The organism is Jeotgalibaca sp. A122 (assembly GCF_052266715.1).
Classification (GTDB): domain Bacteria; phylum Bacillota; class Bacilli; order Lactobacillales; family Aerococcaceae; genus Jeotgalibaca.
Genome location: NZ_JBQPRB010000002.1, coordinates 212,076 through 227,885 on the forward strand (window position 1 = coordinate 212,076; position 15,810 = coordinate 227,885).

Genomic DNA, 15,810 nt, shown 5'->3' on the forward strand with positions numbered 1-15,810 from the left:
CTCTTATATATTTTGTTCATTGATGATAATATCTATTACTTTAAGATAATCTAGAGTAGGGCGAAACCCGTACGTTATCTCATAGCCATGCTCCTCAATGTAGGTAAGGGGAATGGACTTACGTTTGTCAGCTTGCTTTTGATTTTCCCAGAAAAGGGAAAGGTGGGAACTTTCTAAAAGGAAGACTCTATCGAGAACGGAAAAACGTATTAAAACAAATGTTATGCCTCCTAACTGGCGACATTGTTCCATATGGTTGATTTGATGTTCATGGAAATTTTTTAATGGAAAAGATTGTTTGTTTTGTGTTTCTTTCGCTTCAAAATCAAGGTATTTTCCTTGATAAATGCCGTTAAAGTCAGTTGTGGATGAGTGTCGATAATAAGCCTCTTTAATGACAGCAGCGCTTCGTTTTGGATAATCCACTTTAACCACCTGGATGGGGGTAGGTTTTTTGTGAATAACTGCTATTCCTTTTTGCAGGTAATATTGATTTGATTCTGAAATTTGCTCCTCCAATGCCATTCCACGCTTTGCGTGACTGACGGATGTTTTTGGACGTTTTTCTACATTTTTTCGCATAGGGGCGCGATAGACTTTTCCGTTTGGGTAATTCATCATCTTGTTATCACTCCCTTTGATAAATTTTAGCAATTATATTTGAAAAAAACATGGAATTAGTTTTAAGTTTATAATAAAATCACTAAAAATAATGCTCATCATACTCATCACATCTGTAAGATTTTATCACCCTTAGAGATTTTTTCAAGTTTGTTGCTTGTAGAACTGGCGGTTTTTGTTTACTTTGCAATACTTCTAGTGTAAACTAAATGGGTATGCAATGGTATAACTATTGCGAAAATGATACATTTTTGGAGGAAAGATAATGACTGTAAATTGGGAAAAAACGGGCACTAACGAAGGTGTCTTAACATTCGAAATACCTGAAGCAACAATGCAAGCTGAGATGGATAAAGTTTTTAAGAAAGTTAGAAAAAACATTACCGCTCCTGGATTCAGAAAAGGAAAAGTTCCGCGTCATATCTTTAACAAAACTTACGGCGAAGCATCATTGTATGAAGATGCATTGAACCAAGCATTGCCTACAGCTTATGATGCTGCTGTTAAAGAAGCAGGAATTAACCCTGTTTCTCAACCAAACATTGACATCAAGAGCATGGAAAAAGGTCAACCTTGGGTATTGACTGCTGATGTAACAGTTAAACCTGAAGTTAAATTGGGTGAATACAAAAACTTGACTGTTGAAAAACAAGACCGCGAAGTAACAGATGCTGACGTTGAGGATGCATTGAAACAACGCCAAGAACGTCATGCAGAATTAGTTATTAAAGAAGATGCTGCTGCTGAAGGTGATACAGTAGTAATTGACTATGAAGGGTTCTTGGGAGAAGAAGCTTTTGAAGGCGGAAAAGACCAAAACCATTCTTTGGAATTGGGATCAAACTCATTCATTCCAGGCTTTGAAGAGCAATTGGTTGGAACTAAAGCAGGGGACGAAAAAGATGTTGTTGTTACATTCCCTGAAGAATACCAAGCTGCTGATTTAGCTGGTAAAGAAGCAACTTTCAAAGTTGTTGTTCACGAAGTTAAAACAAAAGAATTGCCAGCTCTAGATGACGAATTTGCTAAAGATTTAGAAGAAGATGTTGAAACTTTGGACGAATTGAAAGCTAAAATCCGTAAAGAACTTGAAGACAGCAAAACAGCTGCCGCTGACGAAATTGTACAAGATGCAGCTATCCGTCAAGCAGTTGAAAATGCAGAAGTTGTTGAATTGCCGCACGTAATGGTTCATGACGAAGTTCACCGTCAAATGGATCTATTCTTGAATGATATGCAACGTCAAGGGATTAATCCTGAATTGTACTACCAAATTACTGGTACAACAGAACAAGACTTGCACAAACAAATGGAAGTTGATGCGGATATCCGTACAAAAACGACACTTGTTCTTGAGCAAATCATCAAAGAAGAAAACATTGAAGTTTCTGAAGAAGAAATCAATGAAGAAATTGCAACACTTGCAGGACAATACAACATGGATGTTGAGCGCGTTCGCGGTCTAGTTAGCCAAGAAATGGTTACCAACGACATCCAAATGAAGAAAGCTATGGCTCTAATCACTGATTCAGCTGTTGAAGCTTAATTCATTACATCAATAATGTTAAGGAAAGGGGCATTGCATTCAGCAGTTGCCCCTTTTGTTTAAGTATGAGCTTAACTGTTGTGATTTGGTCAAAATATGTTAAGATTATATGCGTTATAAAAAAGGACTAACAGCCAGTCGATTTTTGAAATTTATGTAAAGAAAGGAAAATGCCTATGTTCCGAGATGATGGTACAAGCATTCACTGTTCCTTTTGTGGAAAATCTTCTGATCAAGTAAAAAAAATTATTGCTGGACCAGATGTGTATATTTGTAATGAATGTATTGATTTGTGTAAAGAAATAATTGATGAAGAGATTTACAGTGGGGAAACAGTAGATTTTGGTGATGTTCCGAAGCCACAAGAAATCCGTAAAATTTTGAGTGATTATGTAATAGGACAAGATAAAGCAAAGAAAACTCTTTCTGTTGCGGTATACAACCATTACAAACGTATTGGTCAAATGGATGCACAAAATGATGATGATATTGAACTACAAAAAAGTAATATCTGTTTAATTGGTCCTACAGGATCAGGAAAAACTTTCTTGGGTCAAACATTAGCACGAATTCTTGATGTGCCTTTTGCTATTGCGGACGCGACAAGTTTAACAGAAGCTGGTTATGTTGGAGAAGACGTTGAAAATATTCTACTGAAGCTTTTACAAGCAGCGGATTATGACTTGGAACGCGCGCAACGTGGTATTATCTACGTCGATGAAATCGATAAAATTGCTCGTAAGAGCGAGAATGTATCTATTACACGCGATGTAAGTGGAGAAGGGGTTCAACAAGCACTTCTAAAAATTCTTGAAGGTACAGTTGCAAATGTTCCACCACAAGGCGGACGTAAGCATCCCCAACAAGAATTTATCCAGTTTGATACGACCAATATTCTTTTCATTGTCGGCGGTGCCTTTGATGGGATCGAGTCAATCGTTAAAGAGCGTTTGGGTGAAAAAGTAATTGGTTTTGGTAAAACTCAGTCGAAAGATGAGAACGACAAGAGCTTGATGCAACAAATCATTCCTGAGGATTTGCTAAAATTCGGACTTATTCCGGAGTTTATTGGGCGATTGCCAATTATGGCGGCGCTGGATAAATTGACGGAAGAAGATTTAGTCCGTATTTTGACAGAACCCAAAAATGCACTTGTTAAACAGTACCAAAAACTATTGGAATTGGACAATGTTGTATTGGAATTTGAAGAGGATGCCTTAAAAGCAATTGCCAAACGCGCCATTGAGCGTAATACTGGCGCTCGTGGCTTAAGATCCATTATCGAAAATGTTATGCTGGATATCATGTATGAAATCCCAAGCCGTGATGAAATAACAAAAGTAGTAATTACGAAAGACATTATCGATGGTGAAGGAAAACCTTTATTGTATGATGAAGATCAACGTTTGATTAGTTAATCTCATGATTGAAACCAATGTTTGGGTAATGCCCCAAACATTGGTTTTTTCATGTATAATATAGAAAAATATCTTGAGGAAGTGAAAAAAATATGCATGTACAAGATGCGGAAATTATCATAAGTGCTGTTGATCCAAAACAGTATCCAAATACAGGTTTACCTGAATTTGCTTTGGCCGGACGTTCCAATGTCGGAAAATCTTCTTTCATAAACAAGCTGATCAACCGGAAAGCTTTAGCACGGACTTCCAGTAAACCTGGAAAAACGCAAACCTTAAATTATTATTTGATTAATAAGGCTTTTTATTTTGTCGATGTTCCGGGGTATGGTTATGCAAAAGTATCCAAAACAGAACGCGCCAAATGGGGCCAGATGTTAGAAACGTACTTCACTCAACGCGATACACTGTGTCACGTATTGTTGATGGTTGACTTCCGTCATCCGCCGACTGCTGATGACATTCAGATGAAGGAATTTGTTGAATATTACGGCTTACCTTATACCGTTGTAGCTACAAAATGCGACAAAATCCCACGGGGTAAATGGAACCAACATGCTTCCGTTATAAAAAAAGCAATGAATTTACCTAGCATGGAATCCTTAATTGTCTTTTCATCTGAAACAGGCGAAGGAAAAGACAAAGCTTGGGCAGTTATAGAACCCTATTTGAATAATGAGACAGTGTAAATTTAAGGTAAAATTTTAAATCTATATTGCTCAAATGAAAGCCATCCGATAAGATTCAAGTATGAATTGAAAAATGAGGGGGTTCTGTAATGGAGCAAGTGAAAAAGGGACGTTTTAAATATACAAAAGAAGAACGAAGTTGGATTTTACAGGATTGGGCTAACTCAGCTTATTCCATTATGATAACAACTGCTGTTTTTCCTTTGTTTTTTAAGGCAGTCGCTGAATCAGGCGGATTGAATGAGGTTACTTCGACTGCGTATTGGGGATATGCGAATTCGATAGCCACGTTAATTATTTCAGTTTTAGCACCCGTTTTGGGGGCTTTGGCAGATTACAAAGACCAACGGATGCCCATGTTTTCCTGGTTTACAATCGGTGGGATTTTGGCAACACTTGCATTTGCTTTCGCTCCAGGGGGAAACTGGCAATTTTTATTTTTCTTCTATATTATTTCAGCCATTGGTTTTTCCGGTGCTAATATTTTTTACGACGGTTCTCTCGTTGATGTGACAACGAAGACCCGTATGCACAGGATTTCTGCAGCCGGTTTTGGTTGGGGATATATTGGAAGTTCAATTCCTTTTATTATCTTTATTATTTTTCAGCTAACCGGTCTATTACCTATTTCCCAAGTGGCACTCATTAAGCTGGGATTTGTTTTAACGGCAATATGGTGGTTTGCTTTTACCATTCCCTATTGGAAAAATGTTAAGCAAAAATCATTTATTAAACGAGAACCCCATATCGTAAAGAATAGTTTCAAAAGACTGTGGGAGACAGTTAGAGGTATCCGCCAACATAAGCAAGCTTTTCTATTTTTACTAGCTTATTTCTTTTACATTGATGGCGTTGGAACGATATTTAAAATGGCTACAGCCATTGGGAGTGATATTGGTCTTTCTGCAAATGATCTGATAGTGGTTATGCTGGTGGTCCAATTTGTTGCCTTTCCTTTCTCCATATTGTACGGTGTGCTGGCTAAACGTTTCGGGGCAAAAAACATGATTTTTGTGGGGATTATTACTTATACTTTTATTTGTGTTTATGCACTGCAACTCGATTCATTGCGGACGTTTATCATTTTAGCTTTGTTGGTGGGAACTGCACAAGGAGGAATCCAATCCCTTAGCCGTTCGCTGTTTGGGCAGTTGATTCCAGAAGGGCGTTCAAATGAATATTTCGGTTTCTATAACATTTTCGGAAAATTCGCAGCTGTTGTGGGGCCGCTTCTGGTAGGACTTATTGCACAAGCTACAGGTAATTCATTGGATGGGGTGTTCGCGCTGATTGTGCTGTTCGTTATTGGTGGAATCCTTTTAACTTTTGTAAAAATTCCTGAAAGCATAAGTGAGTAGAAGAGCATCACCAGCTCCGCGTGGCTAATAGGCCAGGCGGAGCTAGATGTTTTTGCCCAATGTAAGTAATTGCTATTTCGAGATGATTTTGGTATAATTTAAGTTGTATCTTTATGCACATTTTGAGAATGATTTGCATTAACGAGGTGGATTTTTTGGCAACCAGAATTCCAGAAGAAACAATCAATAAAATTAGATCGGAAACAAATATCGTCGATATTGTCAGCCAATATGTGCAATTAAAGAAAAGAGGGAAAAACTACTTTGGTTTTTGTCCATTCCACGACGAACGTACACCATCTTTTTCTGTAACCGACGAAAAGCAAATATTCCATTGCTTCAGCTGCGGGCGTGGTGGAAATTTGTTTACTTTTTTAATGGAAGTTGACGGAATTAGTTTTGTTGAGTCAGTAAAAAAAGCAGCTGAAATGAGCGATATAAGTGTTAACATCGATTTGGATGATAACCAACCGCGCAGTGAGTTGCAAAATAAAAAAGATAAATTAATCGCTGTTCATGAAGCAGCTACCGCTTTTTATCATCAAGTGCTGATGAATACCGTGACGGGCGAAGCAGCTTTGGACTATTTAATAAAAAGAGGTTTTACGCAGGAGTTGCTACAAGAATATCAGATTGGCTTTTCACCACCTGATAAGACCGCAACCCAGCAAATATTGGCCAAACAGAATTACCCACTCTCACTTCTAAAAGAAACGGGAATTTTTTCGGATCGACAAGACACGTCGGAATTACTTGATCGCTTTGCCGGTAGAATTATTTTTCCGCTTCGAAATGAAAAAGGAGCAACAATTGCTTTTTCGGGTAGATTGGTGCCCACACAAGATGGAATTGAATCGGACTTTCATGAGGCTAAATACCTTAACAGTCCTGAAACACTTTTATTTTCGAAACGGAATTTCTTGTTTAACTTGGACAAAGCACGTGCACACATGCGGAAATCATCTGAAGTGGTATTATTTGAAGGCTACATGGATGTCATATCCGCGTGGCAGGCAGGCATAAAAAATGGTGTTGCTTCGATGGGGACAGCACTCACGGACGAACAAACACGCATACTTAATAAAACCGTAGACTCAGTCGTGTTATGCTATGATGGTGACCGTGCCGGTTTGGAAGCAACAAAAAAAGCTATTGATTTGCTGGATAGCAATCACCGTTTTGATGTGTCTGTTTTCCCAATGGAACCAGGGATGGATCCGGATGACTATATTCAATCAAAAGGACCCAAGGCGTTTCAGGAAGGCATCACAGGCCATCGCGAATCTACTTTTCAGTTCCATGCGCGTTTCTTAAAATCGCAATTGGATTTAGATTCCGAGAAAAACAGAGTTGAGTATCTGGAAAGTATGTTGCGGAAGTTGGTTCAAGTTGAATCGCTTATTGAAAGAGAGCTTTATTTAAACGAACTTTCTGAAGATTTTGATATTGATTTAGCTGTTTTGAAAAAACAGTTGCAGGAATATCAACAAGTTCACATGAAAACCAAGCGACAAGAAGAAACATCGAAGCAGCAACATGCAACTGTGACCACAATGGAGATGCCGGTTAAACAACAATTAACTAAAGCAGATTTAACGGAACGACAATTACTGAACCGTCTTTTCCATCATGAAGAAGCTTGGCATTATCTCAATGAACTTTCACCTGAGTTCCATTTTTCCAATGAAGAACATCAAACAATTTATTTCCTTTATAGTGCTTTTCGTGAAGAGCTACAGTCGGTTGGACATATTGATCACTTTTTGGATCGCCTTAGAAACCAAAAGCAAATCGAAATCGTATCTGCAATCAACATGAATGAGATTCAGGCAGAAGTTTCTAGACAGGAAATCAGTGACATCATTATCAGCTTAAACCATTCCACACTACAGGAACAATTGAAACAAAAGAACCAGGAAATGAAGGCAGCTGCCCGTAGCAGTGATAAAGAAAAGGCAAAGAGTTTATTAGCTGATATTATTTATCTCAATAGGCAACTGAAAATGACAAAGAAATAATCCATACCGGGATGGAGGAATCATTTTATGGCAATAGAAAAAAATGAACAAGGTAAAACATTAACACAGGTGACGAACCAGGTAGTTAAAGAGCAAAAGTTGTTGGGGTCGATATTTTATGATGACCTTACAGATAAAATCGCCACGCCATTCCAGCTCAATGCAGATGAAATGGATAAACTAATCCAAAAAATGGAAGATAGCGGGGTTAGTGTTGTAGACGCTGACGGAGGCCCAACAGCGCGTCAATTGAAGACGACTGACGCAGATAAAGATTCAGACAAAAAGAAACCAGAAGAAATCGAAGATGATACAAAAGCACCCGCTGGCGTTAAGATCAATGATCCGGTAAGAATGTACTTAAAAGAAATTGGTCGTGTTTCTTTATTAACGGCAGATGAAGAAAAAGAATTGGCAATTCGTATTCAACACGGCGATCCTGAAGCCAAACAAGAGTTAGCTGAAGCAAACTTGCGATTGGTAGTTTCGATTGCAAAACGCTACGTTGGTCGTGGGATGCAATTCTTGGATTTGATTCAAGAGGGAAACATGGGGCTTATGAAAGCTGTAGAAAAATTCGACCACGAAAAAGGGTTCAAATTCTCTACATATGCGACTTGGTGGATTCGTCAAGCAATTACACGTGCCATTGCTGACCAAGCCCGCACAATTCGTATTCCGGTACACATGGTTGAAACCATCAATAAATTAGTCCGTATTCAAAGACAGTTATTGCAAGATTTAGGCCGCGAACCGACACCGGAAGAAATTGGGGCGGAAATGGACTTGCCAACTGAAAAAGTACGTGAAATTCTTAAAATTGCGCAAGAACCAGTATCTTTGGAAACACCAATTGGGGAAGAAGATGATTCCCACTTAGGAGATTTCATTGAAGACCAAGATGTAACCAGTCCTGCAGAACATACTGCCCAAACATTGTTGAAAGAACAATTGGAAGAAGTTCTGGATACTTTAACAGATCGTGAAGAGAACGTATTACGTCTTCGCTTTGGTTTGGACGATGGAAATGTTCGTACGCTTGAACAGGTAGGTAAAGTATTTGGTGTTACGAGAGAACGGATTCGTCAAATTGAAGCTAAAGCTTTACGTAAACTTCGTCATCCAAGTCGTTCAAAACAATTGAAAGACTTTTTAGAATAAAATAGATTGAAAAGCAGGAACCCTCGATAGGTTCCTGCTTTTTTTGGGTTCTTGGTTATCTGGTGTTGGTGAAGGAAATGCCCTTCGGCCTGCGTGTTTGCTTGTGTACTGCCGTGGGACCGCCCGGAGCCTGTAGTCTCCGGGCTTGCAAGCATCAACGGTCCCTACTTTCGCATTGCATCCTTGACACGGTCACAAGCAACTCCACCGTCCTTCGGGATTTCCGAGAAGAATACCTACCAACACCATTTATTATAGAGCCCTTTTTTGTCTTCTGTGTAGGGTGGGGAAGATATATCTCAGGGGACAGTATAATAATTTGATTAGCTTGGGATTTTCTTGCTAGAAGAACGCTTGTCAGTAGTTCACATTTTTCTCTTAAACTGATAAGATTAATAAGTTAAAAGAAATATGAAAGGAGGAGCAGAAATGAATGAAAATCAATTGTCAAAACGATTGGAAACTGCTGCATCTTATATCCAAAAAGGAGCGCGATTAGCTGATATCGGATCGGATCACGCTTATTTACCATGCAATATGGCGCAACAAGGTATTATAGAGTTTGGGATTGCCGGAGAAGTAGTCATCGGCCCATTCACATCAGCCAAAAAACAAATTACAGCTTCTCGTTTAGAAGGTATCGTGGAGGCACGCTTAGGCAACGGCCTGGAAGTTATTCAATCAAATGATTTAATCGATACGATTACTATATGCGGAATGGGTGGCGATCTCATCGCTCGTATTCTGGATGCTGGTTATGAGGACCAAAAATTGGATACTGTTAAACGTTTGATTCTTCAGCCGAACAATGCAGAGATGAAGTTAAGACGCTGGTTAATAGAAAATGGTTTTGAAATTATCGAAGAGACCATCATTGAAGAAAATGAGAAAATATATGAAATAATTATTGCAGAGCCAGCGAAACAAGTTTCGGATTATACTTTCGAAGATTATCTTTTTGGTAAATTCCTGCGGTCAAATAAAAATGAGGCGTTCATCAAGAAATGGCAGTCTGAAATACATAAGTATGAATATATTCTTGATAGTCTCGAGCAATCACAGCGCGACATAACAGAAAAAAAAGCAGAAGTTTTACGGATGATGCAAATCATAAAGGAGGAAATACAATGAAAAAAATTTCTGGTTATGACTTTGTAGAGTATTTCGAAAAGAAAATACCCCTTTGGTTAGCCGAAAAAGGTGATCCGGTGGGCTTGCATGTCGGTGATTTGAGTCTGCCCGTTACTAAAGTGATGGTGACTTTAGATGTGAGGCCAGAAGTAGTCCAAGAAGCGATTGAAAATAACGTTGATTTTATCTTAGCCCATCATCCACCTATCTATAAACCTTTAGCACGTATTGATTTAACGGATCCACAAACGCGTATGTATGCGGACTTGATTAAACATGACATTACAGTGTATGCTGCCCATACTAATCTTGATAATGCCAATGGTGGCATGAACGATTGGCTGGCAGCTGCCCTGGATTTAAGTGATGTAGAAATTATGGCACCCTCACACACCAAGCAGCTTAAAAGATTAAACGTCTATGTGCCGGAAGAACAAGCTGATGCCGTCCGTAAGGCCATCACAGCTGCAGGAGCGGGTCGAATTACAAGTGATTATAAAGACTGTTCCTATTCCGTAAAAGGAGTAGGCCGTTTCACGCCGGTAGGCCAAGCGAATCCTACAATAGGGGAGATAGGCAAATCAGAGCTGGTTAATGAAGAACGTATCGAAGTTATACTGGAAGAAGATGATGTGAGTACCGTTATGGAAGCTTTGCTTGAGTCACATCCTTATGAAGAACCGGTTTATGAAATGTACTCAATCGATCAATTGCAAAGCGAAAAATATGGTTTGGGTCGTGTAGGTAATCTGTCACAAGAAATGACTTTGGAAGAATTTATTCCTTATGTTAAGGAGTCATTTAAAGTGAAGGGACTCCGTGTTGTTGTACCGCCATCCAGAAAAATTACCTCTATTAAGCGTGTAGCGCTTTGTGGTGGGGATGCCGGAAAATATTATCACCATGCCCTTAATAAAAAGGCGGATGTCTATATAACTGGAGATGTTTATTACCACACTGCACATGATATGCAGGCTGATGGCATGATGGTTGTTGATCCCGGCCATATTATTGAAAAAATCTGTATACCTAAATTAGCAGATATGCTGACTGATTGGAAACAAACAGAGCAATGGAATTTGGAAATTATCCAGTCCGGGATTGATACAAATCCATTTATTTTCGATCATGAATTTTAATTTTGAAAGGAAGTCCTACCAATGAATGAAAAATTATTATCCCGTTTTTTAACCTACGTAAAATATGATACGCGTTCTGATGAGAACAGCGAAACAGTACCTTCAACATCCTCTCAAGTGAATTTTGCCAAAGAGATTATTATGCCTCATTTAGAAGAAATCGGACTTTCTGAAATTAAATTCAACCCTGCTAATGGTTTTGTGACCGCAACCTTACCTGCGAATACGGAAGGTTTGCCGACCATTGGTTTTATTGCCCATATGGATACAGCAGACTTTGAATCAAGGAACGTTAACCCACAAATTCATGAAAATTATGATGGTCAGGCAATTGTTTTGGATGAAGCGAAAAACATCGTTCTTTCACCGGAAGATTTTCCTAACCTAAAAAATTATGTTGGCCAAACTTTAATAACTACAGATGGTCATACATTACTGGGAGCAGACGATAAATCTGGTATTGCCGAAATTATGTCAGCGATGGAAACAATCAAACAAGATAATGCCATTCGCCATGGTGATATCAAAGTTGCTTTTGGTCCGGATGAAGAAATTGGAAAAGGTGCTGATTTGTTCGATGTGGAGGACTTTGCGGCAGATTTCGCCTATACGATGGATGGTGGTCCAGTCGGTGAATTACAGTTTGAAAGCTTTAATGCCGCTCAAGCAGTCATTACAATCCAAGGTAAAAATGTTCACCCCGGAACAGCGAAAGATACCATGGTTAATGCAATCAAATTAGCCCTTGAATATGATAGTTATTTACCAGCTGATGAAGTTCCGGAAAGAACCGAACATAGAGAAGGATTCTACCACTTGTTGGGTATTGAAGGAACAGTGGAAGATAGCAAGATGGTTTATATAATCCGTGATCATGATCGTGAATTGTTCGAAGCCAAAAAAGAAAATATGTTGGCAATCGCAGATAAGATGAATGCAAAATTCACAGAACCACGTATTAAAGTTGGGATGAACGATCAATATTATAATATGGGCGAAATCTTGAAAGATGATATGCGTTCGGTTGAATTAGCTGAAAAAGCAATGCGTGAATTGGGAATTGAACCTACTATTGAACCGATTCGTGGTGGAACAGACGGTTCCAAGCTTACTTACATGGGCTTGCCGACACCAAATATCTTTGCCGGCGGAGAAAATTTCCATGGTCGCTATGAATATGTTTCAATTGAAGCAATGGAAAAAGCAACAGCCGTAATCATTGAAATTGTTCGTCAAAGCGGATTAACTAACGCATAGCATGATGAATAGCGAATTGTTACTAAAAATGCTTTTTGTTTGGCTTTTTGTGATTAATATTTTATTGTTTGCCTTAATGCGTTTTGATAAACAGCAATCACGTAAAAGAAAACAACGTATACCTGAGAAGCTACTTCTATCTTTGGGATTTTTTGGCGGACCGGTTGGTGGACTGTTAGGGATGAATCTGTTCCGGCATAAAACGAAACATCGCTATTTTTATCTTGTATATGCTGCAAGTTTAGGGATGTGGGCTTGGATAACGTATCGGTTAATTTAATAGGAGTAAGGCTGCTTTTCAAATCAGAAGCAGCCTTATTTACGCCTTCTATGATATAATAAGCAAGTTGAAAAAGGGGGAAGAAGCGATGAATGGTATCTTGCCATTGTGGAAAGAGCGCGGCATGACTAGTCATGATTGCATCTTTCACTTAAGAAAAATATTAAAAACTAGAAAAATAGGCCACACTGGAACATTGGATCCTGAGGTAGACGGTGTCTTGCCCATTTGTGTTGGCTCAGCAACCAAAGCTGCCGAGTTTATGACAGATATGGGTAAGGCATATGAAGGAGAAATAACCATTGGCTATTCCACAGAAACGGAAGATGCCCATGGGCCCGTTGTGGAACGGGTTGCCATCATAGAAATGCCTGATTTAGAAACCGTTGATGACCTTATGACAAAATTTGTGGGAACGATTACCCAGATTCCACCCATGTATTCTGCGGTAAAGGTTAATGGTAGAAGGCTCTACGAGTATGCAAGAAAAGGAGAATCTGTAGAACGTCCCGAACGGAAAGCAGAAATTTACTCTTTTATTCGTACAAGTGAGCTTCGTTATAATGAAACTGAAAAAACAGTTTCTTGGGATTTTTCAGTAAGCTGTGGGAAAGGAACATATATCCGGACGTTAGCAGTCGATTTGGGGGAAGCTCTGGGTTATCCAGCACACATGTCACGTCTAACACGAACCGCAAGCGGCCCATTTGAGAAAGCTGACTGTGTAACCTTGGATGAAGTAAGGGCCTTAATGGAAGCAGGGGCCATCGCTTCAATTTTCCTCCCCATTGAATCAGTATTTGCTGATTTTCCTAGATTTGATGCAGAAACAGAAACCTGGGATAAAATAAAAAATGGGGCAGTTTTGCCATCTCAGACTTTTGGCGGACTGGAAGATGAGCCTTTAATTGCTGTCTATTTTGAAGGTAATCTGGTAGCCTTATATGAGAATCATCCCAACAAACCAACTATGAAAAAGCCAAGAAAGATGTTTCTTTCGTCTAATGGTCAATGAAAGAGTGTTGAAGGATAAATGGAGATTATAAATATACACCATCCATATCAAAAAGAAATAATTCCAAATGAACCGGTTGTATTAGCGCTCGGTTTTTTTGATGGTGTCCATAAAGGCCATCAAAGGGTAATTTTGGAAGCAAAAAAAGAAGCAGAAAAACGCAATGCTAAATTAGCTGTTATGTCTTTTAATCATCATCCAAGTATTGTTTTTAAGAAATTGAATGTTGAAACAATGCGTTACTTATCTGTAATGAATCGGAAAATTGAATTAATGGAACAACTGGGTGTCGATTACTTCTATGTAATCGAATTTACTTATGATTTTGGAACATTGAAGCCACAGGAATTCGTTGACCAATATATTGCAGGATTAAACGCTTGTGCTGTTGTGGCAGGCTTTGATTATACCTATGGACCAAAGACTATTGCGGATATGGCGCATTTGCCAATATATGCGAAAAAGCGATTTGATATTTTGGAAATTCCAGCTCAAGTGGCAGAAGATAAGGAAAAAATAAGTTCGACGCGTATTCGGGAGGCACTGGACACAGGGGATTTACAAAAAGCGAACAGCATGTTGGGGTATACCTATCAGTTCAGTGGCCATGTGATGCATGGGGATGCCAGGGGACGCGAAATGGGCTTTCCAACTGCCAACATTAAAGTAGCTAAAAATGTAAGGTTACCGAAAGTTGGTGTTTATGTTGTCAGTATCCAAGTCCAAGGTAAATGGTACAAAGGGATGGCTTCAATCGGTTATAACATCACGTTTGAAGAGAATAGAGAAAAAACCATTGAAGTAAATATTTTAGATTTCAATAAAATGATTTATGGTGAAGAAGTCATCGTTCGATGGCATCATTTTCTGCGGGATGAAGTAAAATACTCTGGAATGGAAGCTTTAATCGAGCAATTAAAACAAGACCAAGTTGATACAGAAAACTATTTTAAGAAAAACCCTGAAGCCCTGGAACCAAAGGACATGGGGAGAGAGTTATGACAGCAGCTTATTTACATATTCCTTTTTGTGATCATATTTGTTTTTATTGCGATTTCAACAAAGTTTTTTTGGAAGGGCAGCCGGTTGACGAGTATGTTGATTTGGTCGTGAGAGAAATGGCCATCATGAAGGAACGGCATCCTGATGAAAAAGTAGAAACATTTTATATCGGTGGAGGGACACCAACGACGTTAACAGCTCCACAAATGGAAAAATTACTGGTTGGTGTTCAAACGTATTTTCCAATGTCTAAAGAAGCAGAATTTACAGTTGAAGCAAATCCCGAAAGCATTACTATGGATAAATTTAAAGTTATGAAAGAGTACGGGGTTAATCGGATAAGCATGGGTGTCCAATCCTTTAATGATGCGATCTTAAAGAAGATTGGGCGGATACATACTTCAGATCAGGTATATGAATGTGTAAAACTAGCGCAAAAAGCCGGTTTTGACAACATGAGTATTGATTTAATCTTTCGCTTGCCTACCCAGACCCTTTCTGATTTTGCTAATACTTTGGAAAAAGCTATGGAGCTGGATTTACCGCATTACTCGATTTATTCACTTATTCTGGAGAATAAAACGATTTTCTTTAATTTGATGAGACAAGGAAAGCTTCCTTTGCCTTCAGAAGATGAAGAAGCGGATATGTATGCATTAGCCATGGACACGATGGCCAAGTTCGGTAGAGAGCATTATGAAATTTCCAATTATGCCAAACCGGGTTTCCAATCGCAACATAATCTTGCTTACTGGCGGAACGAAAACTATTTTGGGTTCGGGGCGGGGGCCCATGGTTACATTGATGGCATACGTTACAATAATAATGGTCCGATCCAACATTATTTGGAGCCGTTACGCGCTGGCGAATCGCCAATTCTCTACCAAAAAGAATTGACGAGAGCCAATGTAATAGAAGAAGAATTGATGCTGGGATTGCGTACTATGAATGGGGTCAGTCGTTCTGGATTCCAGCAAAAATTTGGTGAACCAATCGAAAACTTTTATGCAAATGAAATTAATGGTTTAATGACCAAAGAACTCTTGAAAATTGAAGATGACCATTTGAGATTAACCAGAAAAGGCAAGTTTCTAGGCAACGAAGTGTTCCAGGAATTTCTTTTTAATTAAAAAATCAAGGTAATCCTGTTGACAAAAATATACCATCGTGATAAG

At 38.9% G+C, this 15,810-nt stretch carries 14 protein-coding genes; 13 read left to right on the forward strand and 1 reads right to left on the reverse strand.

The window, feature by feature from the left end:
* Positions 1-3: 3 nt before the first annotated feature.
* A complete protein-coding gene (gene recU / locus ACTU7M_RS03655) occupies positions 4-621 on the reverse strand; it encodes a Holliday junction resolvase RecU (RefSeq protein WP_443473016.1) in 618 nt (205 codons plus the stop codon).
* A gap of 265 nt (positions 622-886) precedes the next feature.
* Here recU and tig point away from each other — a divergent pair, with 265 nt between their 5' ends.
* The 13 genes from tig (at position 887) to hemW (ending at position 15,765) form a co-directional block, all read left to right on the forward strand.
* On the forward strand, positions 887-2,167 hold the full coding sequence (tig, locus tag ACTU7M_RS03660) for a trigger factor (RefSeq protein ID WP_443473017.1): 1,281 nt from the start codon (positions 887-889) through the stop codon (positions 2,165-2,167).
* A gap of 176 nt (positions 2,168-2,343) precedes the next feature.
* Entirely contained in the window at positions 2,344-3,585 is a 1,242-nt protein-coding gene (gene clpX / locus ACTU7M_RS03665; protein WP_443473018.1) for an ATP-dependent Clp protease ATP-binding subunit ClpX, read from the forward strand.
* Between the two features lie 92 nt (positions 3,586-3,677).
* A complete protein-coding gene (gene yihA / locus ACTU7M_RS03670) occupies positions 3,678-4,274 on the forward strand; it encodes a ribosome biogenesis GTP-binding protein YihA/YsxC (RefSeq protein ID WP_443473019.1) in 597 nt (198 codons plus the stop codon).
* Between the two features lie 89 nt (positions 4,275-4,363).
* Positions 4,364-5,632 (forward strand): MFS transporter, encoded by a 1,269-nt coding sequence (locus ACTU7M_RS03675; RefSeq protein ID WP_443473020.1) that lies wholly within the window; start codon positions 4,364-4,366, stop codon positions 5,630-5,632.
* A 155-nt stretch (positions 5,633-5,787) separates the two neighbouring features.
* On the forward strand, positions 5,788-7,650 hold the full coding sequence (gene dnaG / locus ACTU7M_RS03680; protein WP_443473021.1) for a DNA primase: 1,863 nt from the start codon (positions 5,788-5,790) through the stop codon (positions 7,648-7,650).
* A 27-nt stretch (positions 7,651-7,677) separates the two neighbouring features.
* Positions 7,678-8,811, forward strand: coding sequence for an RNA polymerase sigma factor RpoD (rpoD, locus tag ACTU7M_RS03685; RefSeq protein WP_443473022.1), 1,134 nt, complete (start codon positions 7,678-7,680; stop codon positions 8,809-8,811).
* 429 nt (positions 8,812-9,240) lie between these two features.
* On the forward strand, positions 9,241-9,942 hold the full coding sequence (locus tag ACTU7M_RS03690; RefSeq protein ID WP_443473023.1) for a tRNA (adenine(22)-N(1))-methyltransferase: 702 nt from the start codon (positions 9,241-9,243) through the stop codon (positions 9,940-9,942).
* The gene (locus ACTU7M_RS03695) at positions 9,939-11,081 is read left to right on the forward strand and encodes a Nif3-like dinuclear metal center hexameric protein (protein WP_443473024.1); all 1,143 of its coding nucleotides are present in this window, start codon (positions 9,939-9,941) and stop codon (positions 11,079-11,081) included. Before ACTU7M_RS03690 ends, ACTU7M_RS03695 begins: the two co-directional genes overlap by 4 nt.
* A 21-nt stretch (positions 11,082-11,102) precedes the next feature.
* Positions 11,103-12,338, forward strand: coding sequence for a peptidase T (gene pepT, locus ACTU7M_RS03700; RefSeq protein ID WP_443473025.1), 1,236 nt, complete (start codon positions 11,103-11,105; stop codon positions 12,336-12,338).
* Between the two features lie 28 nt (positions 12,339-12,366).
* Positions 12,367-12,618 carry a DUF1294 domain-containing protein gene (locus ACTU7M_RS03705; RefSeq protein WP_443473136.1) on the forward strand — a complete coding sequence of 84 codons (252 nt, stop codon included), beginning with the start codon at positions 12,367-12,369 and terminating at the stop codon, positions 12,616-12,618.
* Between the two features lie 88 nt (positions 12,619-12,706).
* Entirely contained in the window at positions 12,707-13,633 is a 927-nt protein-coding gene (gene truB, locus ACTU7M_RS03710) for a tRNA pseudouridine(55) synthase TruB (RefSeq protein WP_443473026.1), read from the forward strand.
* A gap of 18 nt (positions 13,634-13,651) precedes the next feature.
* Entirely contained in the window at positions 13,652-14,635 is a 984-nt protein-coding gene (ribF, locus tag ACTU7M_RS03715; RefSeq protein WP_443473027.1) for a riboflavin biosynthesis protein RibF, read from the forward strand.
* The gene (hemW, locus tag ACTU7M_RS03720) at positions 14,632-15,765 is read left to right on the forward strand and encodes a radical SAM family heme chaperone HemW (protein ID WP_443473028.1); all 1,134 of its coding nucleotides are present in this window, start codon (positions 14,632-14,634) and stop codon (positions 15,763-15,765) included. Before ribF ends, hemW begins: the two co-directional genes overlap by 4 nt.
* Positions 15,766-15,810 lie beyond the last annotated feature (45 nt).

Coding starts and splice junctions, on each gene's coding strand:
- recU (WP_443473016.1), bottom strand. CDS start 621: ATGATGAATTACCCAAACGGAAAAGTCTATCGCGCCCCTATGCGAAAA.
- tig (WP_443473017.1), top strand. CDS start 887: ATGACTGTAAATTGGGAAAAAACGGGCACTAACGAAGGTGTCTTAACA.
- clpX (WP_443473018.1), top strand. CDS start 2,344: ATGTTCCGAGATGATGGTACAAGCATTCACTGTTCCTTTTGTGGAAAA.
- yihA (WP_443473019.1), top strand. CDS start 3,678: ATGCATGTACAAGATGCGGAAATTATCATAAGTGCTGTTGATCCAAAA.
- ACTU7M_RS03675 (WP_443473020.1), top strand. CDS start 4,364: ATGGAGCAAGTGAAAAAGGGACGTTTTAAATATACAAAAGAAGAACGA.
- rpoD (WP_443473022.1), top strand. CDS start 7,678: ATGGCAATAGAAAAAAATGAACAAGGTAAAACATTAACACAGGTGACG.
- ACTU7M_RS03690 (WP_443473023.1), top strand. CDS start 9,241: ATGAATGAAAATCAATTGTCAAAACGATTGGAAACTGCTGCATCTTAT.
- ACTU7M_RS03695 (WP_443473024.1), top strand. CDS start 9,939: ATGAAAAAAATTTCTGGTTATGACTTTGTAGAGTATTTCGAAAAGAAA.
- pepT (WP_443473025.1), top strand. CDS start 11,103: ATGAATGAAAAATTATTATCCCGTTTTTTAACCTACGTAAAATATGAT.
- ACTU7M_RS03705 (WP_443473136.1), top strand. CDS start 12,367: ATGCTTTTTGTTTGGCTTTTTGTGATTAATATTTTATTGTTTGCCTTA.
- truB (WP_443473026.1), top strand. CDS start 12,707: ATGAATGGTATCTTGCCATTGTGGAAAGAGCGCGGCATGACTAGTCAT.
- ribF (WP_443473027.1), top strand. CDS start 13,652: ATGGAGATTATAAATATACACCATCCATATCAAAAAGAAATAATTCCA.
- hemW (WP_443473028.1), top strand. CDS start 14,632: ATGACAGCAGCTTATTTACATATTCCTTTTTGTGATCATATTTGTTTT.